Origin of the sequence: Xanthomonas sp. BRIP62409 (assembly GCF_003992965.1) — a bacterium.
GTDB lineage: Bacteria > Pseudomonadota > Gammaproteobacteria > Xanthomonadales > Xanthomonadaceae > Xanthomonas > Xanthomonas euroxanthea.
The window spans coordinates 73,119-99,748 of sequence record NZ_QEZJ01000016.1; the positions used below are offsets into that span (position 1 = coordinate 73,119).

A 26,630-nucleotide genomic window follows, 5' to 3' on the forward strand; every position below is an offset into this window, starting at 1 on the left:
GCTGCCATTGCCCGCATCAGCTACCGCAGGGAGACGATGGCGTTTGTACCGCCGCCTTACTCGGCCGGCGGCAGCACCACATCCGGCTTGACCGCTTCGGGGCTGACCCGCTCGATGGTGTGGCGCAGTTCGCGGCCAAGGATGAACTTGGCATCCTTGGCCCAGGCATCCAGGCGCTCGTCGAACAGCAGCTTGCTGTTCTCGTCCGGCCACACCAGGCGCAGCTCGCGCAGTTTCTGGATGAAGCTGCGGAACAGGGTCTTGTCGAAGAACTCCGGGGCGGCTGGGGCGTACAACAGGCTCAGGCGTTGCGCGGCCTGCTGGCACAGGCTTTCCAGTTCGCCGGCGCCGAGCACGCCGGGGCCGTTCTTCACCAGCACCGAGATGGCGATGTAATAGCGCTCGAAGGCCTGCTGCAGCGAATGGCCGATCGCCCGCAGGCGGAACACTTCATCGGTCTGCCCGGTGTTGCGCGCCAGGATGCCGCCATCGTCGTCGGTGACGTTGAGCAGCAGGCCCTCGCGCACGAACATGTCGATGGTCTGTTCGATGCGCTCGGCAAAGCGGTCCTCGCTCCACGGCAGGAACAGTTCGGCCTGCAGGAACGGGTACACCGTGCGGCCCAGGCGGATCAGGCCGGTGCGGCTCATGCGGCGGTTGTTCTGGAAGCAGCAGGCCACCCACGAGGACGCGGTGAACAGGTGCAGCACGTTGTTGCGGAAGTAGCTCAGCAACACCGCGGTGTCGCCGCTGACGCTCAGCACATCGCCCAGCGGATGCGACACGCGCGTGAGCACGTTGATCTCTTCGGCGTGGGTGATGATGCGCGCCGGGGTGTGCGGGGTGACGGTAACGCGGTCCGAGTACGGCATTTCCGCCAGCAGCTTCTTGCACAACTCGATCTGCGCGATCAGGTCGGCCTCGCCCATCGCATGCTTGGGCGTGGACAGCAGCGCCAGCGCCAGCAGGTTGATCGGATTGACGTCGGCGGCGCAGTTGATGCGGGTCTGGATCTGGGTGGACAGCGTGTCCACCGCCGGTGCCAGCCAGGTGGGTTTTTCGTCGTCGGGCAGCGGTTGGCCGTCCCAGTCGGGCGCGTGCCTGGCCAGCACGTCGTTGAGCGCGATCGGCTCGCCGAAGTTCACCACCACCTGGCCGTAGTTCTGCTTGAGCACCTTGGGGATGGACCACAGCAGGCCCCAGATGGATTCCTTCTCCTTCGGCCGGCCGGTGAGCTCGTCCAGGTAGCTGTTGCCTTCCATCAGCTTCTCGTAGCCGATGTAGACCGGCTGGAACAGCACCGGCTTGCGCGGCTGGCGCAGGTAGGCGCGCAAGGTCATCGCGATCATGCCGCCCTTGGGCTGCAGCAGGCGCCCGGTGCGCGAGCGCCCGCCTTCGACGAAGTATTCGATCGAATAGCCGCCGGCCACCAGCTGGGCGACGTATTCGCTCAGCACCGCCGAATACAGCGCGTTGCCCTTGATGGAGCGGCGGATGAAGAACGCCCCGCCCTTGCGCAGCAGCGTGCCCACCACCGGCAGGTTGAGGTTGATGCCGGCCACGATGTGCGGCGGCACGATGCCGCGTTCGTACAGCAGGTAGCTCAGCAGCAGGTAATCCATGTGGCTGCGGTGGCTGGGCACGTAGACCACTTCGTGCCCGGGCGCGGCCTGCTTGAGCTTGTCCAGGTGGTGCACCAGCACGCCGGCGTAGATGCGGTTCCACACGTGGGTGAGCAGGAAGCTGGCCGAGCGCACCACCGGGCTGGAATAGTCGGCGGCGATTTCCCAGGCGTAGGCGTGCGCCTTGCGCCAGGCATCGACCGGCTTGGAGTTGTCGCGCTTGGCCTGGGTGGCGATGGCCTCGCGCACCGAGTCGGCGGCCAGCACCTGGTCCACCAGCAGGCGGCGGGTGGACAGGTCCGGCCCGATCACCGCCTCGCGGATGCGCCGGAAGTGGGTGCGCAACACGCGCTGCAGCTTGCGCAGGGTGCGCTCGGGCGGCAGGCCCTCGGCCATGGTCTGGCGCAGCGAGATCGGCGGGGCGAAGCGCACGATGGTGGTGCGCCCGTTGAGCAGCACCGCCAGCAGGCGCCGGAAGCGGCCGACCAGCGCCCAGTTTTCCGAGAACAGCACCGCGAACCAGCCGCTCTGCTTGTCCGGCGCGCGGCCGACGAAGATCGACACCGGCACCAGGTGCACGTCCAGGTCGGCACGCACGCGGTGCGCCTGCAGCAGCTTGGCCAGCGAATCGGAATGGGTCTTGCCGCCGCGCTGCTCGGGGATCAGCGAGTTGCTGCTGCTGCGCCGCGACAGCGCCAGGTAGGCGCGCTTGCGCTGCAGCGGGTCGCCCGGCAGCGGCACCAGCGGCGAGGGCAGCCCCGCTTCGCGGCAGGCCTTGTCCAGGATCAGCGCGCTGGACAGGCCGTAGTCCTCCAGCACATAGACCACCGGCGTGCCGTCGTCGTAGCGGCTGGGTTGGTCCGGTTCGATGGTCAGGCTCAGCCAGGGGTCGGCGAGCCGGCCGAGCAGGCGCGCCCACCACGGGCGCTTGGCGTTGCGGGCGGCGGCGACGGCAGGCGCGATCGACGGCGCAACCTCCGGCGGAACCGGTGTGGCGGTCGGCAATGCGGCGGCCGTGGCGCCGAGATCGGCGGCGGCAGCGCTGGGCGGGGCGGGCTGGCCGTCCGGGAACGGCAGGGGATTCTGGTCTGGCATCACGGTCATTATCGCCCAGCCGGGCGCTGCCCGGTGGCGGCGGGCGTGGCGGGCGCGGCCGCCGGGGTGTCAGGCGTCGCCGCGGCATCGGGTACGGGCGTGGCCGGCGGCGCGGCGTCGAGCAGCGCCTGGACCTCGTCCTGGGTCTGCTGCTGGTACCAGTGGCCGTCGCGCTTGATCAGGGCGATGCTCAGGTCGATGTCGTGCGCGGCCAGCGGATAGCGCAACCGCACCTGGGCGCGGTCGCCGTCCTGGCTGATCAGGCCGGTGCGCAGCGCATCCAGGCTGCTGTCCAGCGACAGCCCGTAACGCTCCAGCACCTGCTTGGCCGCGGCCCAGAACGGCCCGAGCCGGCGCAGGCTCTCTTCCATCCCCAGCCGCTGCAGATCGGCATCCGAGCCGATGCCGGTGGCACGGGCGGCGGTCACCAGGTCGGTGATGCTGGCCTTGGCGCGCGCGCGATCGGCCAGCGGCGCCGTGGCGGCCCAGGCGCTCAGGGCATCGACCAGCTGCACGTAGTGGGCGCGCTGCTCGGGCTGGTAGTCGCTGCGGCTGCGCAGGTATTGCACGCCGAACTGGCCCAGCGACTGCGCGGCCTGGCGGATGCCCTGCGCCTGGCCGGCCAGCTGCGCATCGAAGGCCTGCTGCAGCTGGCGCTCGGCGCCGGGCGCCGACAAAGTCCCGAGCAGGCTGCCGACCTCGTTGGGCAACGGCAGCTCGGTCAGCGGCCAACGGCTGGCCCCGCTGCGCCAGGCCGCTTCCAGCCGGGTGTATTGCGCAGGGGTGACCCGGATCCGCGCATAGGCGACCAGGTCGTTGCGCCGCAATGGCAGGGTCATCGACTGCATCGCCGCAGCCGGCTCGGCGCTGGCGCCCGGCAATGCGGCGGTCTTGTCCGTACGCTGGCAGCTGCTGACGCACAGCGCTGCCAGCAGCACCCACGCGATGGACTGGAACCGGCCGGCGCGGACGGTGGATGGCGACATGCGCACGCTGTTCCCCCTGATCGATCGGCGCATCTTGCTGGCTGAACGCACTGGCGGCAAGGCGCGCGACAACCGTGCGCCCGGGTACGGTACAAAATGTTAGGTTTTCGTAGTTCCACGCACGATGTCGTCCGGTGTCCGACATTGACTGCTGTTGTCCCTTGCGGACAAACTTGTCCAGGCGATGTCGCCAAGCCCTTGTGCCACGTGCATTTTGCGCAATGGTGCAGCGCATCATGTAAGCGCTTGCAGTTCCTGCTAGCGTGCGCGCCATCTCGCTCTGAGGTCGCCATCGGTTGGGGCCGATGTCATTCATGTGCATGTGTGACACGAACGTTCTGCGCCAGCGGACCGTGCGCCCCTACCCGGCGCGCGCCGGCAACCGCGTTGTCCTGGAGGTTTTGCCATGAGTCGGCCACGCTCCGAAGGCGGCAGCGTCACCATCAAGGACGTCGCGCGCGAAGCGCAGGTGTCGGTGGCAACGGTCTCGCGCACCATGAACGGGCATCAGCACGTGGCCGAATCGGTGCGCGAACGCGTGCTGCAGGTGGCCCGTGCGCTGCATTACATCCCGCATCACGCCGCGCGCAGCCTCAGCAGCCGGCGCACCCACACTATCGGGGTGGTGCTGCCGGACCTGCATGGCGAATTCTTTTCCGAATTGATCCGCGGCATCGACCAGGTGGCGCGCGAGCAGGGCTACCACCTGCTGGTGTCCAGCTCGCACGGCGACCCGCAGGCGCAGCGCAAGGCGCTGGAACGCCTGCCCGGGCGCGTGGACGGGGTGGTGGTGATGTCGCCCTCGCTGGGCGACTCCGGCGTGCACGAGGATGCCCTGCCCGGCGGCCTGCCTGCGGTGCTGCTCAACTGCGCCGGCACCGCCAGCCAGCGCCCGGTGCTCAACGTGGACAACTACGGCGGCGCGCGGATGATGACGCGGCATCTGCGCGACAGCGGCCACCGCCGCATCGCCTTCATCGCCGGGCCGGCCGACAACTTCGATGCGCACGAGCGTCTGCGCGGCTACCGCGACGAGCTGGCGCTGGATGCCGACGCGCAGCCGTGGGTGCTGCCGGGCAACTTCGACGAAGAGTCCGGCTACCGCGCCGGCCAGACGCTGGCGCAGGACACCCGCCCGGATGCGGTGTTCGCGGCCAACGACATGATGGCGCTGGGCTGCCTCTTCGCGCTTGGCCATGCCGGGCTGAAGGTGCCGCAGGACATCGCGCTGGCCGGCTTCGACGACGTGCCGATGGCGCGCTACGTGCTGCCGGCACTGACCACCATGCGGGTGGATATCGCCGGGCTGGGCGCACGCGCATTGCAGTTGCTGCTGGGCCAGCAACTGGCCGATGCGCCTGCACCGCCCCCCGACGCCGCACCGCCGGCGTTCTCGGAGATGGTGCCCGAACTGATCGTGCGCGCATCCAGCGCGCCGCGTGCGGCGCCTCCCACCTGAGACGCGCCACCGCGCCTTGCCGAACGTGTGTCGCTTGCAGTCCCTGCCGTTGTTGCCAGCTGTCCCGCTTTACGCCGTACCGACGCGCCAGCCACTTCGCTGGTTCGCGCTTTACCCCTGGGAGGGGGAAAGTCATGAAGCATTACCGCACTGTCTCCACCCTGCCGGCGCGCAGCCTGTTGTGCTGCGCCCTTGCCGCCTCGTTGCTGGCCAGCACCCCGGCCATGGCCCAGTCCAGCAACGCCACCTTGCGCGGCCAGGTCGCCGCGGCGCAGGCCGGCACCACCGTAACCGCGACCAATGTCGCCAGCGGCGCCGTCCGGCGCGTGCCCACCGGCGCCGACGGCAGCTACGCGCTGGTCGGCCTGCCTCCGGGCACCTACAAGGTGGACGCCGGCCCCGGCAGCGAACAGACCGTGACCTTGTCGGTGGCCTCGTCGGTCACCTTGAACCTGGGCGGCGGCGCGGCGGCGGCGCCTGCCGGCGATGCCACCACGCTGGATGCGGTGCAGGTCACCGCCACCACGCTGCAGGAGGTCAAGACGTCCGAAGTGGGCACCAACGTGTCGCTGAAGCAGATCAGCACCGTGCCGCAGCTGACGCGCAACTTCCTGGAGTTCGCCGACACCGTGCCGGGCATGCAGTTCGAGACCAACTCCAACGGCAATAGCCAGATCCGCGGCGGCGCGCAGGGCAGCTCGGCGGTGAACGTCTACATCGATGGCGTCGGCCAGAAGAGCTACCTGTTCGGCGGCGTGTCCGGGCAGGAGCAGAGCGCGGGCAACCCGTTCCCGCAGCTGGCCATCGGCGAGTACAAGGTCATCACCTCCAACTACAAGGCCGAGTTCGACCAGGTCGGTTCGGCGGCGATCGTGGCCTCGACCAAGTCCGGCGGCAACGAATTCCACGGCGAGATCTTCGGGCGCACCAGCAACACCGATTTCCGCGCGCGCCAGCCCGACGAGCGCGCCGGCGCGCCCAACGCCGACGGCAGCAAGCGCAAGACCCACCAGGACGAATACGGCTTCGCGCTGAGCGGGCCGATCGTGCAGGACAAGGCGCACTTCTTCTTCAGCTACGAGGGCAAGGGCTTCGAGGTCTCGGCCGATCCGGTGGCCGTGCCCGACCGCTTCAGCGCGCTCAGCGACGACCTGCCGGCCGGCGTGCAGGGCCGGCTGGGCTCGGTGACCCGCCCGTTCAACGAAGACCTGTACTTCGGCAAGGTCGACTGGGACATCGGCGAAAACGACCGTCTGGAACTCACCGGCAAGTATCGCGACGAGGAAAGCCGCGACAGCGTTGGCGGCCAGACCACCGCGATCGCCTCCAAGATCAACCTCAACACCGAAAAACGCTTCGACCTGCGCTGGCAGCATTACGGCGAGCGCTACGTCAACGAAGCGCGCGTGTCCTACGAGGACGTGCTGTTCAATCCCACCGCCTATACCTTGGGCAGCCAGACCGTGTACACGCGCGGCATCGCCGAAGACGACGTGCTGCTCAACGACGGCGCCACCAGCGGCCTGGCGATCCAGCGCAAGGGCCAGAAGGGTCCCAGCTTCCAGAACGACCTGACCTTCAACAACCTCGAGTGGCACGGCAACCACGTCATCAAGATGGGCGTGAAGTACAAGGAAGTGGAGCTGACCCAGAGCGAGAACTCGGCAGTCAATCCGTCGTTCTATTACGCGGTGGGCGATGGCGTCGGCACCTCGGCCGTTCCCTACCAGGTGCGCTTCAACCTGCCGTTCGCCGGCGCCGCACCGTCGGTGACCACCACCAGCAAGCAGCTGGGCCTGTACATCCAGGACGATTGGGACGTCAACGACAAGCTGCAGTTGAACCTCGGCGTGCGCTGGGATGGCGAAAAGATTCCCTCGTACCTGGACAACGTGACCCCGCCGGAAGTGGTGGCGGCCTTGAACGGCCCCGGCACCGATCCGGCGGTGAGCGCCACCTACGCCGAGCAGCTGGCCAAGGGCGGGGTGAACATCAACGACTACATCAGCAACGGCCGCAATCGCAAGCAGGACAACAACAACTTCGCACCGCGCCTGGGCTTTTCCTACGACTTCCGCGGCGACGAGTCGCTGGTGCTGTTCGGCGGTGCCGGCCGCAGCTACGACCGCAACCTGTTCGACGTGATGGGCCTGGAGCAGATCAAATCCGCGCTGGCGCAGTACACGATCCGCTTTGCCGGACCCACCGACTGCGTCCCGGCGCCGGGCACCTGCACCGCCTTCGATCCGGCGTATGTGAGCAACCCCGACAGCCTGGGCAACCTGGTCGATGCGCGCGTGCGCAACGGCGAGATCAACCTGCTCAACAACGATCTGAAGACGCCGTACGCGGACCAGTATTCATTGGGCCTGCGTACCCAGCTGGGCGAGTGGAACACCTCGGCCACGCTGTCCTATATCCACAGCAAGGACGGCTTCATCTTCACCCTGGGCAACCGCTACGCCAACGGCGATTTCTTCCAGAACGGCGCCCAGGCGTTCGAGCAACGGCCCCAGGGCTTCGGCAACCTGATCATCGGCAACAACGGTGTGGAGACCAAGACCGGCCAGCTGCTGCTGTCGGCGGACAAGGCCTATACGCAGGAAAGCGGCTGGGGCCTGACCGCGGCGTATACCTTCTCGCGTGCACGCGGCAATCGCGGCAACGACGATCGCTACGGCTTCGATGCGGCCACCATCGCCGACTACCCGTTCCTGGACCTCAATGCAGTACCGCGCCACCGCCTGGTACTGACCGGCATCTACGACCTGTTCTGGGGCATCAGCGGCTCGGCCAAGCTGACCCTGGCCACGGTGCCGCCACGCAACGAGGCGATCTCCTACGACCAGTACGGCGGCCCCAGTTCGGACAATATCCGCGTGGTGTCGGTGGATGCGCCCGGCGGCAAGTTCATCGCCGGCGGCGACATCTTCGGCACCCGCCAGCTGGACCTGTCGTTGTCCAAGGACATGCATATCACCGACGCGGTCACCGTGCAGGTGCGCGGCGACCTGATCAATGCGCTGAACTTCCGCAACTACGATCAGTACAGCATCGACTGGGGCAGTGCCGGCGTGTACGACCCGCGCGTGAGCATCAACCAGTACGGCGCGATGTCCACCCCGCCACGGACCTTGTTCATGAGCGCACGCATCATCTGGTAACGGCGGCGTTGGCGGCATCCGGCGTCCCGGCGCCGGTGCCACCCCCGCTGCCCAAGCTGCATCGGCCCCACGGCAATGGGGAGGGGCCGCCTGCAGGCTTGTTGCATCGTCCCGATTGCGGTGTGTTGCTGTGGCGCGGCGCGCGATGCGCGCGATGCTGCAGCCAGCACGCTCCCATTGGCGATTCGTTTTTTGTTGTGTTTGCCGTCCCTGCTGTCTGTTGCCGCTGTACCCGTTCCATCCACACCAAGCACCAACCTCGACGCGCCAGTCACTTCACTGGTTCGCGCTTTACCCCTGGGAGGGGGAAAGTCATGAAGACTCACCGCACCGTCTCCACCCTGCCGGCACGCAGCCTGTTGTGCTGCGCCCTGGCTGCCTCGTTGTTCGCCACCACCCCGGCCATGGCACAGTCCAGCAACGCCACCTTGCGCGGCCAGGTCGCTTCCGCGCAGAGCGGCAGCGAGGTCGTCGTCACCAATGTCGCCACCGGCTCGGTGCGACGTGCGCCGGTCAATGCGAACGGCAACTACACCATCGTCGGCCTGCAACCGGGCACCTACACCGTCGAATCCAACGGCGTCAGCCGCACGGTGACCCTGTCGGTGGCCTCCAGCGCCACCGTCGATCTCGGCACCGAGGCGGCGGCAGCGCCGGCCGGCGATGCGACCACGCTGGACACGGTGACGGTCAGCGCGCCGATGATCCGCGACGTCAAGACATCGGAGGTGGGTAATACGGTTTCGCTGCGGCAGATCCAGCAGCTGCCGCAGGCCACGCGCAACTTCCTGGAGTTCGCCGACACCGTGCCGGGCATGGTGTTCACCATCGACCAGGACGGCAACACCAAGTTGCGTGGCGGTGCGTCCAACGCCAGTTCCAGCAACCTGTACATCGACGGCGTGAGCCAGAAGAGCTATGTCTCCGGTGGCGGTATTGCCGGGCAGGACGAGACCCAGGGCAATCCGTTCCCGCAGCTCGCCATCGGCGAGTACAAGGTGATCACCTCCAACTACAAGGCCGAATACGGCCAGATCAGTGGCGCGGCGATCACCGCGGCCACCAAGTCCGGCACCAACGAGTTCCATGGCGAGGCGTTCTATCGCTTCACCAATCAGGATCTGCGTGAGAAGCGCCCGGACGAAGAAGATGGAAAGGTGGACTCGCAGACCAAGGAATACGGCGTTGCGATCGGCGGCCCGCTGATCCAGGACCGCATGCATTTCTTCTTCGCCTACGAAGGCAAGGACAACGTGGCGCCCAAGAGCGTGCAGCCAAGCGCCGAAGCGGCGCCGTTCGTCGGCCTGCTGCCGTCCAATCTGCGCGACCAGTACGGTGCGTCCAACATGCCGTTCACCGAAGACCTGTACTTCGGCAAGATCGACTTCGAGCCGACCGATAACGACCGCATCGAGCTGGCCACGCAGTACCGCGACGAAACCCAGGTCAGCAACGTCGGCGGCCAGAACGCGCCCGTCCGCGCAGTGGACAAGATCAACAAGGACAAGCGCACCAGCCTGCGTTGGCAGCACAGCGCCGACAGCTGGTTCAACGAAGCCATCCTCACCACCGAGGATTCGCGCAACGTGCCGACACCGCGCGGCATCGGCAACGGCTCCATCTATACCTACATCGACCGGACGCAGGCCGATCCGCGCCAGTGGGTCTTCCTCAACACCGGCGCCGCCAGCGGCGAAGACTTCAAGCTACGTAGCCAGAAGGGCTGGTCGTTCCAGAACGATCTGACCTTCAACGCACTGCAGTGGCATGGCGAGCACACCATCAAGACCGGGGTGACCTATCGCGACATCAAGCTGACGTCGCGCGAGTCCAGTTCGCTCAACCCGCAGTTCAGCTATGAAGTCGGTCAGAACGGTGTTGCGCCGGTTCCCTTCCAGGTGCGCTATATCCGTGCGTTCGACAATCCCGGTCAGGTGCCGGTGGTGGAATCGCCGTCCAAGCAGTACGGCATCTACCTGCAGGACGACTGGGCAGTGAACGACAAGCTGATGCTCAACATCGGCGTGCGTTACGACTATGAGGACACCCCGGCCTACACCGACTTCGTGACCTCGCAGCCGTTCATCAATGCGCTGTATTCGGACGACCCCGACAACCCGGGTCAACCGTGGGCCAACCGTCTGCTGCCCAGCGGCATCAACGTGGCCGATTACATCAGCACCGGCAACAACCGCAAGAATTTCAAGGACGCCTGGGCACCGCGCTTCGGCTTCTCGTATGACTTCTTCGGCGATGAGAGCGCGGTGCTGCATGGCGGCGCCGGTCGCTCCTACGATCGCAACCTGTTCGAGCAGCTCGCACTGGAATCGGTCAAGGCCGCGCTGTCACCGGTGGTGGTGTACTTCAGCGATGCTGCCAGCGGGCAAAGCTGCTTCCGCGACGACCGTGCGTGCACGGCGTGGAACCCGGCATATTTCACCGGCATCGATCAGCTCAATACGATCGATGGCACCAGTGACAGCTCCGAGCTTTTCATGTTCAAGAACAAGCTCAAGACCCCGTACAGCGACCAGTACAGCATCGGTATCAGCAACCAGGTCGGCGACTGGTTGACCGACGTGACCTTCCAGCGCGTGCTGGCCTATGACGGCCTGGTGATGAGCCTGGTCAACCGCTACCCGGATGGTGCGTACTTCGACGCCACCGGCAGCGTGCCCTGGGGCGAGGCGGTGCCGGGCTACCGCAATACGATCCTGGGCTACAACGGCCTGGAGCAGCGCAGCAGCCAGGTGTTGCTGTCGGCCGAAAAGCCCTACACCAAGGAATCGGGCTGGGGCTTGAACCTGTCCTACACCCACACCAGCGCGCGCCAGAACCGCACCATCGACGAGCCGTTCGCGTTCGACAAGGCCACCATTCGCGACTACCCGTTCGTGAAGTCCGATGCCGTGTCGGCGCATCGCTTCGTCGCGTCCGGCTCGATCGATGGCCCGTGGGGAGTGACCTTCGGCGCCAAGTTGGTGCTGGCCACGCCCGAGCCGATCAACACGATCGCCTGCTACGGCTTTACCGATCCCGATGGCGGCACCTGCCAGGCCGTGGGCGTGACCCCGCCGGGCAATGGCAAGTTCCTGCTGGGTGGCAAGATCTGGGGCTACCGCACCGTGGACCTGCAGGCCAACAAGGAGTTCACGGTGGTGGGCGACTTCAAGCTCAACGCACGCATCAACGTGCTCAACGCCTTCAACTTCAAGAACTTCACCCAGTACCAGTACAACAGCTTCGGCAGCAACGGACGCCTGCAGCCTGACATCACCGTGGTCGACAACGGCGAAATCAGCTATGTGCCCCGCAGTGTCGTGCTGGAAGTGGGCGCCAAGTTCTGATGCAGCCCAACGCCATCTGCCTGCGCTGTGCAGGCAGATGATCCGGACGGGGCCAGCTGGCCCCGTTCGCTTGTTGGCGGTTTCCACTCTTGTACAGGATCGAACGCCGCATGCTCCCCGCTCCACTCCGCAACATCGTCATCGTCGGCGGCGGCACCGCCGGCTGGATGGCGGCCGCGGCCTTCGCGCGCGTGCTTGGCCCCGGCTTCAAGGTGCAGCTGATCGAATCCGAACAGCTCGGCACCGTCGGTGTCGGCGAGGCCACCGTGCCGCACATCAAGGCCTTCAATAACCTGCTCGGCATCGACGAGGCCGAGTTCGTGCGCCAGACCCAGGGCAGCTTCAAGCTCGGCATCGAGTTCGTCGACTGGCAGCGGCCCGGCACTTCGTACATCCATGGCTTCGGCACGCAGATCGGGCACCCGCTCGGGCTGCTGCCGTTCCACCAGTACTGGATCAAGCAGCACGCGCGCGGCAAGGCGCAGCCGCTGGGCGCCTACACGCTCAACACCGTGGCCGCGGTGCGTGGCAAGTTCATGACCTCGGCCGGCGATGTGCCGGCCAATTCGCCGCTGGCCAACATCGCCTACGCGTACCACTTCGATGCCACGCAGTACGCGCGCTTCTTGCGCACTTACTCCGAACAGCGCGGCGTCACCCGTCTCGAGGGCCTGGTCGAACAGGTGCAGCTGCATGCGGACACCGGCCACGTGCAATCGCTGCAGCTGGCCTCCGGTCAGGTCGTCAGCGGCGACCTGTTCATCGACTGCTCGGGCTTCCGCGGGCTGTTGATCGAAGAAGCCTTGCACACCGGCTACCACGACTTCACCCATTGGCTGCCGTGCGATCGTGCGCTGGCGGTGCCGAGCGAAAACGTCGGCCCGCCCACGCCGTACACGCGCTCCACCGCGCGCGCGGCCGGCTGGCAGTGGCGCATTCCGCTGCAGCACCGCACCGGCAACGGCTATGTGTATTCCAGCGCGCACATCAGCGACGACGAAGCCGCCGCCACCCTGCTCGCCAACCTGGAGGGCACGCCGCTGGCCGACCCGCGCCCGCTGCGCTTCACCACCGGGCGGCGCAAGCAGTTCTGGAATCGCAATGTGGTCGCACTGGGCCTGGCCAGCGGCTTCCTGGAACCGCTGGAATCGACCAGCATCCATCTGATCCAGGCCGGCATTTCGCGGCTGCTGGAGCTGTTTCCGCGCGAGGGCATCAGCCCGGTGCTGGTGCAGCGCTACAACGACCGGCTGGCGTTCGAGTTCGACCGCATCCGCGATTTTTTGGTGCTGCACTACCACGCCACCGAGCGCGACGACAGCGCGTTCTGGCGGCACTGCCGCACGATGCCGATCACCCCGGAGCTGCAGACCACGCTGGACCTGTTCCGCGACAGCGGGCGCTTCTACCGCAATGCCGAGGAGATGTTTGCCGAGATCAGCTGGGTGCAGGTGATGGTGGGCCAGGGCATCCTGCCGCAGGGTTACCACCCGCTGGTGGACCAGGTGCCCGATCACGACGCCGAACGCTTCCTGGCCAGCGTGGCGCAGACCATCGGCCACTGCGTGGATGTCATGCCCACCCACCAGCAGTTCATCGATCGCTACTGCAAGGCGGCTGCACCGCATTGAGCGACGCCCGGCGCAATCGCCACATGCACCGATCGGCAGGCAAAAAAAAGGATCGGGCACAAGGCCCGATCCCTTCGAAAACCGGGACAAGCCCGGTGGACAATGAGTGGCACAGCTTCCGACTGACATCGGACGAGGGGCATCGTACGCAGGCTTTAACGTTAAAGCAACACTTTAATTCTATCGCTTTAACTTGTTGATTTTGCTTGCGTAGACATGGCCGGCGCGCGCCGGAGGCTCCGTCAGCGCTGCGCCACCGCCGCTTGAATCTCGGCCTGGATCGCAGCCGCCGCGGCGGCCGGATCGGTGGCCAGGCGGATCGGGCGGCCGACCACGATGGCATCGGCGCCATCGTTGAAGGCCTGCGCCACGCCCACGGTGCGTTGCTGGTCGTCGCCGACCGGGCCGCCGGGGCGGATGCCGGGGCAGACGATCGAAAACCCGGCGCCGGTGGCGCTGCGGATCGGGCCGGCTTCCTGGCCGGAGGCGATCACCCCGTCGATGCCGGCCGCCTGTGCGGCCAGCGCGCGCTCCACCACCACCTCCACCGGCTCGCGGTCGATGCCCATCGCGGCCAGGTCCGGCCGCCCCATCGAGGTCAGCACGGTCACCGCCAGCAGGCGCATGTCGCCGTGGTTGGCCTCGGCGGCGGCCTGCAGCATGCCGGCGTGCCAGCCGTGCACGGTGCAATAGCTCACCGGCCACTGCGCCAGGCGGCGGATGGTGCCGGCCACGGTGGCGGGGATGTCGAAGAACTTCAGGTCCACGAACACGCGCTTGTCGCGCCTGGCCAGGGCGTCGAGCACCTGGAAGTACTCACCGGAGGCCAGCAGTTCCATGCCGATCTTGTAGAAGGACACCGACTCGCCCAGGCGGTCGACCCAGGCGATCGCCTCGTCGTGGCCGGGCACATCCAGCGCGAAGATCAGCCGCTCATGCGCGGCCAGCGGCAGCGGTGCGCGGCTCATCGGGCCACCTCCAGCGCGGCGCGCTTGGCGTCGTGGCGCTGCTGCCAGGGCTGGCCGTAGTCGTTGTTGAACTGCGCCGGCTCCCAGCCGCCGTAACTGGGGTTGGGCAGCATCCACCAGCGCTCGCCGAACCAGTCGTGGTACTGCTGCAGCAGTGCGCCCCGCGCCTGGCCGGTGTTGGCGGTGACCTGCACGAAGTCGCCGAGCTGGTCGCCGAACTGCATCAGCACGCGGTACGTCTGCCCGGCCAGCTGGCGCCGGCAGTTCTTCTCGCTGCCGTTCTGCTCGCAGCCCTTGACCACCGTGCCCAGGCCCAGAAACACGCTGTCGTCGGCCACCGGCAGCCCGACGCTGCGCAGGTTGGCCAGCGTGGCGTCCTTGAGGTGCACCGCGCGGTTGGAGATGTAGATCAGGGTGATGCCGCGCGCGTTGGCGGCCTTGGCGAAGTCCACCACGCCCGGCATCGCGGTGGCCTTCTTCTCCGCCACCCACTGGTCCCAGCTCAGCTCGTCGTATTCCTTGCCGTCGCGCAGCAGGCGCGCCTGGTAGGGCGAGTTGTCCAGCACCGTTTCGTCCACGTCCAGCACCACCGCCGGCTTCAGCCCGCTGGCGGCATTGCCGCGCTCCTCGGGCACCAGCGCATCCCAGTTGGGCTGCTTCAGCGCAGCGTCCAGCTTGTCGGCAGCAGCGCGATAGGTCTGCTCGGCCACCGCGCGGTACTCCTCCGAGCGCTGCATCCACAGCACCGCATTGAGGTTGTCGTCGCCGGCCGGTGCGCTGGCGGCTGCGGGCTGCGGGGTGGTCTTGGCGGCGGCGCTGGCGGCCGCATTGGCGGACACGGCGGCGTCCTGCGCGCGCTGGGCCAGCTCCTTGTCGGCGGGCTTGCAGGCGCTCAGGGCCAGCGCGGTGCAGGCGAGCAGGGACAAGGGTGCGTAAAGCGAGGGGCGCATGGCATCCACCAGAACAGGAGCGGCAATGAAGACCGCGATTTTAGCGGGTTCGCGCCGCACCGCCCGCTCCAGCTGATGGCAGTGCCGCAGGCGCATGGAAGAAGACATCGCGATCGCGGGGTTCATGGCGATGCGCGAGTGCTGCATGCGCCTGCGCACGCTGCGGGCAACCGACCGCCTCCGCACCTGACCGCCTCTTCGCTCCCGCTGCCGGTGCCGGCATCGCCGGCGGGATCGTAGCCTGAAGAACGCCGATGCAGGAACGGCATATCCTTGTGCGCTGATTGCCCCGGAGTCGCCCCCATGACAGAGACACCTTCCCCGCCCGTCCTCGACACCGCCCAGGCCCGCGTGCTCGGCTGCCTGATCGAAAAGGAGGCGACCACGCCGGATGCGTATCCGCTCACGGTCAACGCCGCGCAGGTGGCCGCCAACCAGAAGACCGCACGCGAGCCGGTGCTGAACCTGCAGACCGGCGTGGTGCATCACGCCCTGCGTCAACTCGAGACCCTGGGGTTGGTGCGCCAGCAGTTCTCCTCGCGCGCCGAGCGCTACGAGCACCGGCTGGGCAGCGTGCTGGACCTGACCCGCCAGCAGGTCGCCCTGATCGGTCTGTTGCTGCTGCGCGGCCCGCAGACGCTGGGCGAGCTGTTCGCGCGCAGCGAGCGGCTGACACGCTTCAACGATGCCGACGACGTGCGCCACCATCTGGACCGGCTGATCCAGCGCGGCCTGGCCGTGCAACTGCCGCGCGCCAGCGGCCAGCGCGAAGAGCGTTATGCGCATCTGCTCAGTGGCGAGCTGGATGTGGAGGCCTTGCAGGCTGCGGCCGCGCGCGCTGCCCCCAGCGCCCGCAGCAATGCCGACAGCAGCGAGCTGGAAGCGCGCGTACAAACACTGGAAGCCACCGTCGCCGAGCTGCAGGAGGCGCTGGCCGCGGTGCAGGCGCGCCTGGAGGCGGCGGGCGCCTGAGCGCGACGGTCTGCGCCTGGAGATGCCCGCTGCACGTCGCCGCCCACGCCGATCGCAATGCACGCACCGACCGGCCCGGCTACCGGACGAGGGGCCCTGCCAGGCGGTGATGGCGCAGGTTGCGCCCCGGCCCCGCTTACGTCGGCGTATCCACCTCGTCCCAGTCGGCGTCTTCGAAGTGCAGCAGCCAGTTGAGGGCGTAGTGCCGCTCGTAGACCACGCCCGGCACGATGCCGCCCGGCGGCGGTTGCTCGCTCTGGCCGGCCTGGCGCACCGCCCAGTGCAGGCGCAAGTGCCGGTCCAGCGCATCCAGCAGTTCGGGCACCGGCCGTAGCGTCAGCGATGGCCGCGTCGCCGCGTCGGCATGCTCCAGCGCGCGCTGGGCGGCCAGGGGCACATCGCACAGGTCGGTCGGCTCCGGCAGCGCCTCGGCCAGCCCCAGGGCCCACTGCAGCACGGCCAGGCTCTCGTAGCGCCAGCCAAAGTTGGCGAGCTGCTGCGGCTCCGGCGCGGGTTGGGCAAAAAAGGCGCACTCCTGCGGCGACAGTGCCGCCGCCACGCCGGGCAGGCGGGCGTCCATCTCTTCCAACGCGGGCGGCGTATCGCCGGCGGCCAGCATCTCCGCGCGCAAGGCCACCGCAAACAGGCCCAGCATGCGCTGCGTCACCGTCGCAGCATCGCGCACCCGCGCTTCGGCCTCGCCAGGCACCGGCGGCAGGCCGGGTGGCACGCGGATGCCTTGCGCGGTCAGCTGCGCAAGTTGCTGCGCACGCCGCTGCAAGGCATCCGGCGGATACGGCACCTGCGCCTGCGCATCGATCGCCGGCTCGCCCTGGCTGATCAGCACCCGCCCGTGCGGATCGCGCACGCTGCCGTCGGCCAGGAAACACACCGCATTGGCTTGCTCGGCCCACTGCGCCAATTCCCCGAAGGCCGCATCGTCGACCTCGAACGTGAAGTGCTGGCGTACCCGTTGCACATGCCGCATCAGGTGATAGCGCGGCTGAGTCATCTGGCCGTCGCCGGCCTGGTTCACGTAGCCGACAAAACCGTGCAGATGATTGGCCAGTTCCGGATCGGCGTGGTCGCGGTGCTGCACGGCGGCGCGCGGCAGGAAATCCGGCCACACCGGCTCGCGCAGCGTGGAATAGGCGTTGACCAGCAATGGCATGCACGTGTCCTGGTTGGGGCGACGGACACCACGACGGCGCTCATCGCCAGGCAGCTGCGGTCGGTGCGCGCAGTCTCCTGTGCCAGGTGTGCACCGGAGTTCTTCCGCGCCGTCCAGGCTGCGCTGACGACTGCTCGTTACGTTGTGCCGGCCGCGTTCAGCGGTGAGCGTCGCCGCCAGGGTGCCGCAGGCCTGCCCGGCTGTCCATGTCGGCGGAGCCCAGCTCGATCGTGTAATACAGCACCGGATCGGCCTCCTGGCTCAACACGCGCAGGCCTTGCCGCTGCAGCCCGAGTTTTTCCAGCGCGCGGATCGAATCGACATTGCCTGGCGACACGATCGCGCACAGCTGCGACAACCCCAGCACATCGCGCGCATTCGCCAGCACCGCGCGCCCGGCTTCGCTCACAAACCCCTTGCCGCGATGTTCGGGCAGCAGTGCAAAGCCGATATGCGGCACCGGCAAGGTATCGCGGCACAACAAGCCTAATGTGCCGGCAAAGGCGCCCTCGGCGCGCGTCTCCACCGCCCAGTGCGCAAAGCCGTAGCGTTGCTGGTGCGACTGCGCCCACTCGCGCAGATGATCACGCGCCTGCTCGCGGGTCCGCACACCGCGGTCGTTGATGCCGGCGATGAAACCGGGGTCGTTGACCAATGCCAGCACCGCATCGGCATCGCGCTCGGGGTCGAGCGTGCGCAGGCGCAAACGCGGGGTTTCGATCACGACGGTCACGGCGCACTCCGGCATCAGGGCAACCCAGCCTGCCGTGCAGACGTGTCGCTGGCAAGCCTGCGTAGTCCGCAACAACCGTTAGTCGAACAACGCCTGGATCGCCGCCAGGCCCGCGCTGGCACGCTCCTTCTTGCGCTCGGCATCGGCCACCGGGTCGGCGCCATCGCGCTGCAATTCTTCGGCCGGGATCTCGTCGAAGAAGCGGCTGGGCTTGAGCCGCACATGCTCGCCGAACTTGCGCGTCAACTTGCTGTGGCTCATCCACAGCTGCTCCTTGGCACGGGTGATGCCCACGTACAGCAGCCGGCGTTCTTCCTGCAGGTTGCCTTCTTCCAGGCTCACTTCATGCGGCAGCACGCCGTCTTCGCAGCCAACGATGAACACATAACGGAATTCCAGCCCCTTGGACGCGTGCATGGTCATCATGCGCACCTGGTTGCCGCCGTCGTCCTTGTCGTTGCGCGACAACAGCGCCAGCTGCGCGGCCAGGTCGCTGGCACTGGCACCACGTGGGCCGCCTTCGAACCACTCGGCCAGCTCGTCCAGATTGCGCTTGCGGCGCTGGAAGCCGGTGTCGTCCTTGGACTGGTTGCGCAGGTCGTTGAGCAGGCCGGATTTTTCGGCCAGCATGCGCACCAGTTCTCCCGCCGGCAGCGTGGCCGAATGCTCGCGCATATCGCGCAGGATATCGGTGAACGCACTCAGGCCATTGGCCGCACGCGGCGGCAGGTGCTGCAGCGCGCCCATCGACTCGGCCGCGCGCGACATCGGTACCGACTTCGCACTGGCGAGCTCGGCCAACCGTGCCAGCGAGGTCGCCCCGACCTCACGCTTGGGCGACTGCACGGCGCGCAGAAACGCGGCGTCATCGTCGGGATTGACGATCAGCCGCAGCCACGACAGCACGTCCTTGACTTCCTGCCGCTCCAGAAACGCGGTGCCACCGGTCAGGTGATACGGCACGCGCAGCAGCTGCAGCGCCTTTTCCAGCGGCCGCGATTGAAAATTGCCGCGGAACAGGATGCAGAAATCGCTCCACGGCACCTGCTTGGCGGTCCCCAGGAACGAGATCTCGGCGGCGACCTTTTCCGCTTCGTGCTCGCTGTCGCGGCACTCCCACACGCGGATGCGCTCGCCATCGGCCTGGTCGCTCCACAGCGTCTTCAAGTGTTCGTGCGGGTTGTGTGCGATCAAGGCATTGGCCGCACGCAGCACGCGGTTGGAGCAGCGGTAGTTCTGTTCCAGCTTGATGATTTCCAGCGCCGGATAATCGCGCCCCATCTGCTGCAGGTTTTCCGGATTGGCGCCACGCCAGGCGTAGATGCTCTGATCGTCGTCGCCCACGCAGGTGAAGTTGCCGCGTGGCCCGGCCAGCATTTTCAGCAACCGGTACTGCGCATCGTTGGTGTCCTGGCACTCGTCCACCAGCAGATAGCCGATGCGCTCGCGCCAGCCCAGTACGATCTCTTCGTTGGCCTCCAGGATCTGTACCGGCAGGCGGATCAGGTCGTCGAAGTCCACCGCGTTGAACGTGGTCAGCCGCGCCTGGTAGCGCTCGTACAGGCTGGCGGCTTCCTTTTCGCGATTGCTGCGCGCCGCCGCCATCGCCTGTTCGGGAGACAGGCCGGCGTTCTTGGCGCGCGAGATCAGGTTCTTGGCATCCTCGATCGCATCCGGCTTGGCGCCGTGCATCAGGTCCTTGATCTGGGCGGCGGCATCGTCGGAATCGAAGATCGAAAAGCCGCGCTTCAAGCCGGCAGCGGCGTGCTCGATCTGCAGGAACTTCAACCCCAGCGCGTGGAATGTGCAGATGGTCAGGCCATCGGCGCCATCGCCACGGATGCGCTTGGCCACACGCTCGCGCATTTCCTTGGCCGACTTGTTGGTGAAGGTGATCGCGGCGATGCGCTTGGCCGGATAGCGGCCGGTGGCGATCAGGTGCGCGATCTTCTCCACGATCACGCGCGTCTTGCCGCTGCCGGCGCCGGCCAGCACCAACAGGGGACCTTCGCAGTGCAGCACTGCGGCGCTTTGCGGGGGATTGAGACCGTGCATAGAGACTTCCAACAGAGCGGGCCATTGTACCGGCGCCGCGTCGGGCAGGCCTGCGCCGCCGGTTCATGCAGATGGCTGTCACCGCCGGCCGCCCGGCCCGGTAAAATCCACCGATGGCCAAGCTCTACTTCTACTACTCGGCAATGAATGCCGGCAAGACCACCACCTTGCTGCAGTCCGCGCACAACTACCGCGAACGCGGCATGCGCACCCTGATCCTCACGCCCAAGCTCGATCACCGCGCCGGCAGCGGCGTGGTGGCCTCGCGGATCGGGCTGCGCGCGGATGGGCGCACCTTCGATCGCAACACCGAGTTGCAGCAGCTGATCGAGCGCGACATCCAGGCCGAAGGCGCGCTGCACTGCGTGCTGGTGGACGAGGCGCAGTTCCTCAATCGCGGCCAGGTCTGGCAGTTGAGCGAGGTGGTCGACCGCCTGCGCATTCCGGTGCTGTGCTACGGGTTGCGCACCGACTTCCGCGGCGAGCTGTTCGAGGGCAGCCAGTTCCTGCTGGCCTGGGCCGACGAGCTGGAGGAGATCAAGACCATCTGCCACAGCGGCAGCAAGGCCACCATGACCGTGCGCGTGGATGCGCAAGGCCACGCGGTGCAGGACGGCCCGCAGGTGGAGATCGGCGGCAACGAGCGCTACGTGTCGGTCAGCCGCGCCGAGTTCAAGAAGATCATGCGTGGCGAAGGGCGCATCGACCCGTTGCAGATCGCATTGCCGCTGCCACCGGCGGGCGCATAACGCCCACGCCCTATCGGCCCGGTGTTTACGTGCCAGCGGACGGCTAACCCTGGCGGGCAGCTGTCTGAAGAATTCAGCCGGATGCTCTTGGCGCGCTGTCCTGATATGCGCTTGTGATGCGTCGCTAAACCCTTGCAGGCATGCGGTCGCCACTGCATCTTCGCTACACATCAACAGGCGTATCGTTGCGGGGCCGTTGCAGCGATCCGCGCGCAACCAGGCGCAACCGCAGTCCTGTAAACTGGCGACCATCCACTTGTCGGGAGGCAATACATGGGTCCGCTTCCTCCCGAGTTACGCGCCGATATCGCGCGTGTTGGCCGGCTATCGTCGGTGCCCGATGTCCTGACCGTTCTCACCCGTCTGACCGGCATGGGGTTCGCCGCCGTTGCGCGCGTGACCGATACGCGCTGGATCACCTGCCAGGTGCGCGACGACCTGGCGTTCGGTCTGGCGCCCGGCGACGAGCTGCCGCTGGTCACCACCTTCTGCGACAGCGTGCGCACCCAGGGCAACGCGTTGTGGTTCGGCCATGCCTCCGAGCACCCGGTCTTCCGCGACCACCCCACGCCGCGGCTGTATGGCTTCGAAAGCTATGTTTCGGTGCCGATCAAGTTCGACGATGGCAGCGTGTTCGGCACCTTGTGTGCGCTGGACCCGTTGCCGCGCGTCATGGACGCGCCGTTGGTGGAAAAGGTCGAGCTGCTGGCGCAACTGCTGGCAGCGCAGATCCAGGCCGAACAACGCGCCGAAGAGAGCGCGCAGGAATCGCTGCGCGCGCGCAGCGAACTGGGGCGTGTCGGCGCCTCGGCCCGGCTACGCGAAGAGTTCATCGGCATCCTTGGCCACGACCTGCGCAACCCGCTGCAGTCCATGCATGCGGTGGTGGACATGCTGGCGATCGACTCGCTCAACCAGCGCCAGGGTGGCGCGATCCGGTCGATGCAGCGCAGCCTGCGGCGCATGGAAGAGCTGATCGACTTTGCCAGCGATTTCGCACGCGGCATCGAGCGCGACTGGCTGCAGCTGGACTACGGCAACGGCAGCGATCTGCTCGATGCGCTATCGCAGGTCGTCGACGAAACCCGCGCCGCATATCCGAACCAGGTGCTGTCCACGCACGTGGCCATCGACGAACCGGTGCATGGCGATGCGGTGCGCCTGGCGCAGATGTTCGGCAGCCTGATGATCAACGCCGTGGTGCAGGGGCAACAGAGCTCGCTGATCAAGGCGATCGCGGTGACCGAGCAGGGCCGCCTGCGCATCGAGGTCTGCAATCTGGACGGTATCGACCCGCGCCGGCTCGACGTGCTGCACGCCTCCACCCACGTGCACACCGGCGGACGCCCCTTGCCCGAAGTCGATCTGGGCCTGCACATGGCCGCGCAGATCGCCCGTGCCCATCAAGGCGAGCTGCGCATCATCAGCGGCAAGGACGGCACCTGCTTCCGGGTGGAGCTGGCGTGCATGCGTCCGCGTGGACGCATGCAGCTTGTCGCCAAAACGAACCAGGCCTAGCAGACCCGCGGTCGCGCACCGCCTCGGCGTGCGCGTGGTGGCAACAGCGGCGTGCTGGCTCCCCGACCCGACCCGGCGCGATCTCGGTGCGCCGTTGGCGCAAGGACCGCGCTGGCTGCCGGCCGCGCGTGGCCTTGCGCTAGTAGATCTTGCGCTCGCTCGGCGGCGGCGGCGTCCACTGGTACAGCCAGGTTTCGGTCAGCGGCTTGCCGTTGGCGCGCAGGAACAGCCGGATATCGATCTGCCGGGTGCTGTCATCCGGCGGCACCAGGTCGAACATCGCCCGATAGCCCTTGAGCTCATGCAGCGGACGCGCCGACACGATTTCGGTGCTCCCGCGCGAGACCTGGAGGATGGCCTCGACCTTGGCGTTCGTGTCCTTGGTCAACGCAGCCAGTTCGCCGCCGGCAAAATCCACCGCAAACCGCCACGAGAAATGGCTGCGCTTCTGCCCGACGATGCCGCCCAGGCCGGTGCGCGTGGCCACGCAATGCGCCAGCGGCGAACTGGCCGGCGGATGCGCGCCCCAGTACAGCCGGTACCCCATCAGCAATTCCTGGCCCGGCTGCGGCTTGTCCTGTGGATTCCAGAACGCCACGATGTTGTCGAAGGTCTCGTCCACGGTCGGGATCTCGACCAGCTGTACCGAGCCCTTGCCCCAGCCGCTCTTCGGTTCCACCCACAGGCAAGGGCGTTTCTCGTAGAACACGCCGTCGTCCTGGTAATGGTCGAAGTTGCGATCGCGCTGCAACAGGCCAAACCCGCGCGGATTCTCATCGACGAACATGTTGAAGCGCAGCTGCGGCGGGTTGCACAACGGCCGCCAGATCCATTCGCCGCCGCCGGTCCACATCGCCAAGCCATCGGTGTCGTGGATCTCCGGGCGCCAGTCCCAATCCATGCGGTTATCGTTTTCGCCGACCTGATACATGCTGGTGCACGGGCCGATGCCCAGCCGCTCGATGGTCTTGCGCGGGTAGAGCGCGCTGTCGATTTCCATCACCAGCACCTCGCCATTGGTGATGGCGAAGCGATACGCACCGGCAACGCTGGGCGAGTCCAGTAGCCCGTACACCACCACGGTGTTCGAATCGTCTGCCGGCTGCTCCAGGTAGTAGGCGATGAAGTCCGGGAACTCCTCCGGCCCGCCGGTGCCGGTGTCGATCGCCAGCCCGCGTGCCGACTGCCCGTACTGGCCTTCCTTGCCGACTGCGCGGAAATAGCTCGCACCCAGGAAGGCGGAGAAATCGCGGTCGGTGTCCTTGCGTGTATTGAGACGGAAGCCCGCAAAGCCCAGGTCCTTGGGCAACTGCTTGCCGCCCAGGCCACTGCTACCGTAATCGAACGCCGCCGGGTCGTAGGCCAGTTGCTGCGCCTTGCCATCGACAATGTCGTAGATGTGCACCGGAGTGTGGAAATACAGCCCCAGATGAAAGAACTTTGCCTGGAACTTGCCGTTGCCGTCGGCCCATAGCGCGTGATCCTGGCGGTAGCGGATCGACTGGTATTGATCCCAGTTCAATGCTTCCAGCGGCCCGGGAAGCAGCTGCTTATGGCTCTTGTAGGGCGCCGTGGCCAACGCACGCGCCTGCCCCTTGAGCCAGGCATAGTCGAACGGCTGCGGTTGCCCCAAGCGACGCAGGCCAACGGCCTTGGCCGCCAGCGCCCACTGCGGCAGTGCCGGCAGACCGAGCGCGGCCAATGCGGCAGCGGCATTCTTCAGGAAATGGCGTCGTTGCATGCGCATCGATCTGATCAGGGAATGGCCGACATCATAGCCACAGCGCGGCACGGAGGTAATGCGCAGGTCAGGGCCCCGCAGACGAAGCCGCGCAGGCATTGATCAGCTGCAGCTCCTGCGCCTTGCTGCACAGGAACTGTTGTTGCGCCTGCTGCGCGTCCGGCCCGGAATAACGCAGCAAGGTCCATTGCTCGTTCGCCTGCATGTGCGCACCCGGGGCCAGCTGCCGATACGGCGCGTGCACTTCCATTTCCAGCAGCCCGCGCTCGGGATGCTGCGGCGGCGCATCCAGATACAACTCCACCTGCCCCTGTTCCGGATGGATCGCCGCCAGCGGCTGATGCGCAAAGCGGATCACCAGGACCTGATCACCGGCGAAGCCCGCCATCCAGCCCGCCGAAGGCTGCAGCAACACCTTGCCACGCTGGACCAGCCCGTCCTTTCGTGCATCGGCGCGCAACGCAAACACACCACCGTGGTGCCGATACGTGGGCGCAACCGTGCCAGGCTCGGTCGGTGGTTGCAGGCGAATGTCTGCCGCCTCGGCAACCGGGACGAACACGCGCGTGCCCGCCGCAACCCGCGTGTTGAACCACAGATCCCAACTGATCGGATCCTTGCGAATATTGCGCGCAGTGGCCTCCACCTCCACGGTATCGGCACGCGTGGATGAAAGCGCGACGCGCTTGCGGAGCTGCACGCCGGTGACCGGACTGGGCCCCCCCTCCAACATCAGTTCATCGCCACTACGGGTGACTGCACGTGTGGTTGCCAGCGACAGATACGGATCCGGTGGCCAAACCGCGGTGGCGGCCTTACGTGTGAGGTTGACCTGTTGATGCACCCACCACTGACTCTGCGGCCCCACCCACACATCGTGGCCGAGATACGGGATATCGCCTGCAGTCGCGGACACTTCTGGCGCGGGCTGCTGATCAACCGCCTCGCCGGTCTTCAACACGTTGGGGTGTCCACGCAAATTGAAGGACAGCACGCGCCCACCGAACGCGGGCGTAGCACTGAGTTCAACAACTCCGTTGTGCAACTGGATGCGCTCAACTCCAGGTTTGGTGCTGGACGCAAGCTCATCCGCGTATGCGCCTGTTGCCAGCGGCAACGCTGATGCACCCACAAGCATGATCGGCATTAAGTAGCGCAGTGAGGCAGGCATGGACGACTCCAATCACGGGACGTCACGATTGTGGCGCGATGCACGGCAACGCACCATCAAGCAATCGGCCGCTGCTGCTCCAAGCGCGCTGTTTGCTGTTATCCGAGGGCTACTGGCCAGCGGTCGTAACTGATCCAGGGCTGGAGGCTGGTGTTTCGATCAACGTGGGTCAGCTGGCCGGCGTTCAACGCTGGCAACTGCTGCACCACACCGTCGCGCGTTGCCCGATCGTGGCGTGTTTCAGCAAACGTCCACACTGCTTGCAGGTTTCACCCTCGCGCCCATACACCGTGAGTTCCTGCTCGAAGTAACCGGGCGCCCCGTCCGGGCTGATGAAATCGCGCAGCGTGGTTCCGCCGCGCTGGATGGCGTAGCCGAGGATGTCTTTCACTGCCGTGGCCAGGCGCCGGTAACGGTCCAATGACACTTTGCCCGCTTCGCGTAATGGGCTGATTCCGGCGCGATGCAGGCTTTCTGCCGCATAGATATTTCCCACGCCGACGACGACCGCCTGATCCATCAGAAAGGTCTTCACTGCCGCGCGCCGGCCACTCGCCAGTGCATGCAGATAATCGCCAGTAAATGCATCCGATAATGGCTCCGGGCCAAGTGCCGCCAGCAGATCGTGCACGTGCGCATCGCTCTGCCACAACAGGCAACCAAACCGGCGCGGATCGTTGAAGCGCAGCACGCGGCCATTCTGCAGGCTGATATCCACATGATCATGCGCCCGCGGCGGCGTATCGCCGGGTAACACGCGCAGGCTTCCGGACATTCCAAGATGCAGCAGCGCGCTGCCGCCGGCATCGGTATCGATCAACAGGTACTTGGCCCGGCGACGCACATCAGTGATGGTCGCGCCGGGCAGCAGACGTTCGATCTGCTCAGGGATGGGCCAGCGCAGATCGGGCCGCCGCAGGATGACGCCGTGGATGCGTTGGCCGACCAGATGCGGTGCCAGCCCACGCAAGGTGGTTTCGACTTCGGGCAGCTCGGGCATGCACATCTCCAATCGACCAGGCCGGCGGCACGCCGGAGCGGATCAATATGGTGGCCAAACGCGGTAAATCCAGCTTTGCGATCATCAGGGCAAGGTGGATGCCGCTGCATTACCAGGAAGTCGGCGTCCAGCGTCAAGCACGTGTCCTGGTATCGGTGCCCTGCTCCGATTGCGGCTTGCCGGTCCGGGTTCTGCGGTGACATTCAGACCCTTCGGCCTTGCTAGCGCGTGCTGCTTCAACACAAGCGCCAGGCGCGAGCCCTGGCCCCAGTGCCTGGCTCAGCCTGAGCGTCGAGCC

Annotated in this window: 17 protein-coding genes and 1 other RNA gene; 8 read left to right on the top strand and 10 right to left on the bottom strand. The window is 66.8% G+C overall.

The genetic code is table 11. The features are described from left to right. Positions 1-56: 56 nt before the first annotated feature. Both plsB and EO170_RS06140 read right to left on the bottom strand, forming a co-directional pair. Complete coding sequence (gene plsB / locus EO170_RS06135; protein ID WP_126943337.1) at positions 57-2,726, bottom strand: glycerol-3-phosphate 1-O-acyltransferase PlsB; 2,670 nt, start codon at positions 2,724-2,726, stop codon at positions 57-59. Next, entirely contained in the window at positions 2,726-3,703 is a 978-nt protein-coding gene (locus EO170_RS06140) for a hypothetical protein (protein WP_164740929.1), read from the bottom strand. The genes plsB and EO170_RS06140 overlap by 1 nt, the downstream gene beginning before the upstream one ends. 406 nt (positions 3,704-4,109) lie before the next feature. Here EO170_RS06140 and EO170_RS06145 point away from each other — a divergent pair, with 406 nt between their 5' ends. From EO170_RS06145 to EO170_RS06160, 4 genes are all read left to right on the top strand, one after another. Further along, positions 4,110-5,162 (top strand): LacI family DNA-binding transcriptional regulator, encoded by a 1,053-nt coding sequence (locus EO170_RS06145; RefSeq protein WP_119129925.1) that lies wholly within the window; start codon positions 4,110-4,112, stop codon positions 5,160-5,162. 134 nt (positions 5,163-5,296) lie between these two features. After that, positions 5,297-8,326, top strand: a complete 3,030-nt coding sequence (locus EO170_RS06150; RefSeq protein WP_126943343.1) for a TonB-dependent receptor — start codon at positions 5,297-5,299, stop codon at positions 8,324-8,326. A 314-nt stretch (positions 8,327-8,640) separates the two neighbouring features. Then, positions 8,641-11,673, top strand: a complete 3,033-nt coding sequence (locus tag EO170_RS06155; RefSeq protein ID WP_126943346.1) for a TonB-dependent receptor — start codon at positions 8,641-8,643, stop codon at positions 11,671-11,673. Between the two features lie 110 nt (positions 11,674-11,783). Beyond that, positions 11,784-13,304, top strand: coding sequence for a tryptophan halogenase family protein (locus EO170_RS06160; protein ID WP_126943350.1), 1,521 nt, complete (start codon positions 11,784-11,786; stop codon positions 13,302-13,304). Positions 13,305-13,546: 242 nt separating this feature from the next. Here the strand turns inward: EO170_RS06160 and pyrF are convergent, their stop codons facing one another. Both pyrF and EO170_RS06170 read right to left on the bottom strand, forming a co-directional pair. Then, complete coding sequence (gene pyrF / locus EO170_RS06165) at positions 13,547-14,272, bottom strand: orotidine-5'-phosphate decarboxylase (RefSeq protein WP_016904023.1); 726 nt, start codon at positions 14,270-14,272, stop codon at positions 13,547-13,549. Continuing rightward, positions 14,269-15,231, bottom strand: a complete 963-nt coding sequence (locus EO170_RS06170; protein WP_126943390.1) for a 5'-nucleotidase, lipoprotein e(P4) family — start codon at positions 15,229-15,231, stop codon at positions 14,269-14,271. Before EO170_RS06170 ends, pyrF begins: the two co-directional genes overlap by 4 nt. Before the next feature lie 294 nt (positions 15,232-15,525). Between EO170_RS06170 and EO170_RS06175 the strand changes: the two genes are divergently transcribed. Next, positions 15,526-16,194 (top strand): DUF480 domain-containing protein, encoded by a 669-nt coding sequence (locus EO170_RS06175; RefSeq protein ID WP_126943353.1) that lies wholly within the window; start codon positions 15,526-15,528, stop codon positions 16,192-16,194. 136 nt (positions 16,195-16,330) lie between these two features. Here EO170_RS06175 and EO170_RS06180 read toward each other — a convergent pair whose 3' ends face one another. Further along, positions 16,331-17,365, bottom strand: coding sequence for a DUF4272 domain-containing protein (locus EO170_RS06180; RefSeq protein WP_126943356.1), 1,035 nt, complete (start codon positions 17,363-17,365; stop codon positions 16,331-16,333). A 77-nt stretch (positions 17,366-17,442) separates the two neighbouring features. Here EO170_RS06180 and EO170_RS06185 point away from each other — a divergent pair. Beyond that, a non-coding RNA gene (locus tag EO170_RS06185) (sX9 sRNA) lies at positions 17,443-17,518 on the top strand. Between the two features lie 4 nt (positions 17,519-17,522). Here EO170_RS06185 and EO170_RS06190 read toward each other — a convergent pair. Beyond that, positions 17,523-18,113, bottom strand: a complete 591-nt coding sequence (locus EO170_RS06190; RefSeq protein WP_126943358.1) for a GNAT family N-acetyltransferase — start codon at positions 18,111-18,113, stop codon at positions 17,523-17,525. A 63-nt stretch (positions 18,114-18,176) separates the two neighbouring features. Next, complete coding sequence (gene rep / locus EO170_RS06195) at positions 18,177-20,153, bottom strand: DNA helicase Rep (RefSeq protein ID WP_016904281.1); 1,977 nt, start codon at positions 20,151-20,153, stop codon at positions 18,177-18,179. Between the two features lie 113 nt (positions 20,154-20,266). Between rep and EO170_RS06200 the strand changes: the two genes are divergently transcribed. Further along, complete coding sequence (locus EO170_RS06200; protein WP_016904282.1) at positions 20,267-20,902, top strand: thymidine kinase; 636 nt, start codon at positions 20,267-20,269, stop codon at positions 20,900-20,902. A 273-nt stretch (positions 20,903-21,175) separates the two neighbouring features. After that, complete coding sequence (locus EO170_RS06205; RefSeq protein WP_104586277.1) at positions 21,176-22,420, top strand: GAF domain-containing sensor histidine kinase; 1,245 nt, start codon at positions 21,176-21,178, stop codon at positions 22,418-22,420. A 139-nt stretch (positions 22,421-22,559) separates the two neighbouring features. On the opposite strand, the gene EO170_RS06210 is transcribed toward EO170_RS06205, so the two are convergent. The 3 genes from EO170_RS06210 to mutM all read right to left on the bottom strand — a co-directional run bounded on the left by EO170_RS06210 (position 22,560) and on the right by mutM (position 26,332). Beyond that, complete coding sequence (locus EO170_RS06210; RefSeq protein ID WP_126943361.1) at positions 22,560-24,161, bottom strand: glucan biosynthesis protein D; 1,602 nt, start codon at positions 24,159-24,161, stop codon at positions 22,560-22,562. A 67-nt stretch (positions 24,162-24,228) separates the two neighbouring features. Further along, a complete protein-coding gene (locus tag EO170_RS06215) occupies positions 24,229-25,332 on the bottom strand; it encodes a DUF4380 domain-containing protein (protein WP_126943364.1) in 1,104 nt (367 codons plus the stop codon). A 184-nt stretch (positions 25,333-25,516) separates the two neighbouring features. Beyond that, positions 25,517-26,332, bottom strand: a complete 816-nt coding sequence (gene mutM / locus EO170_RS06220; RefSeq protein WP_126943366.1) for a bifunctional DNA-formamidopyrimidine glycosylase/DNA-(apurinic or apyrimidinic site) lyase — start codon at positions 26,330-26,332, stop codon at positions 25,517-25,519. Between the last annotated feature and the right edge of the window lie 298 nt (positions 26,333-26,630).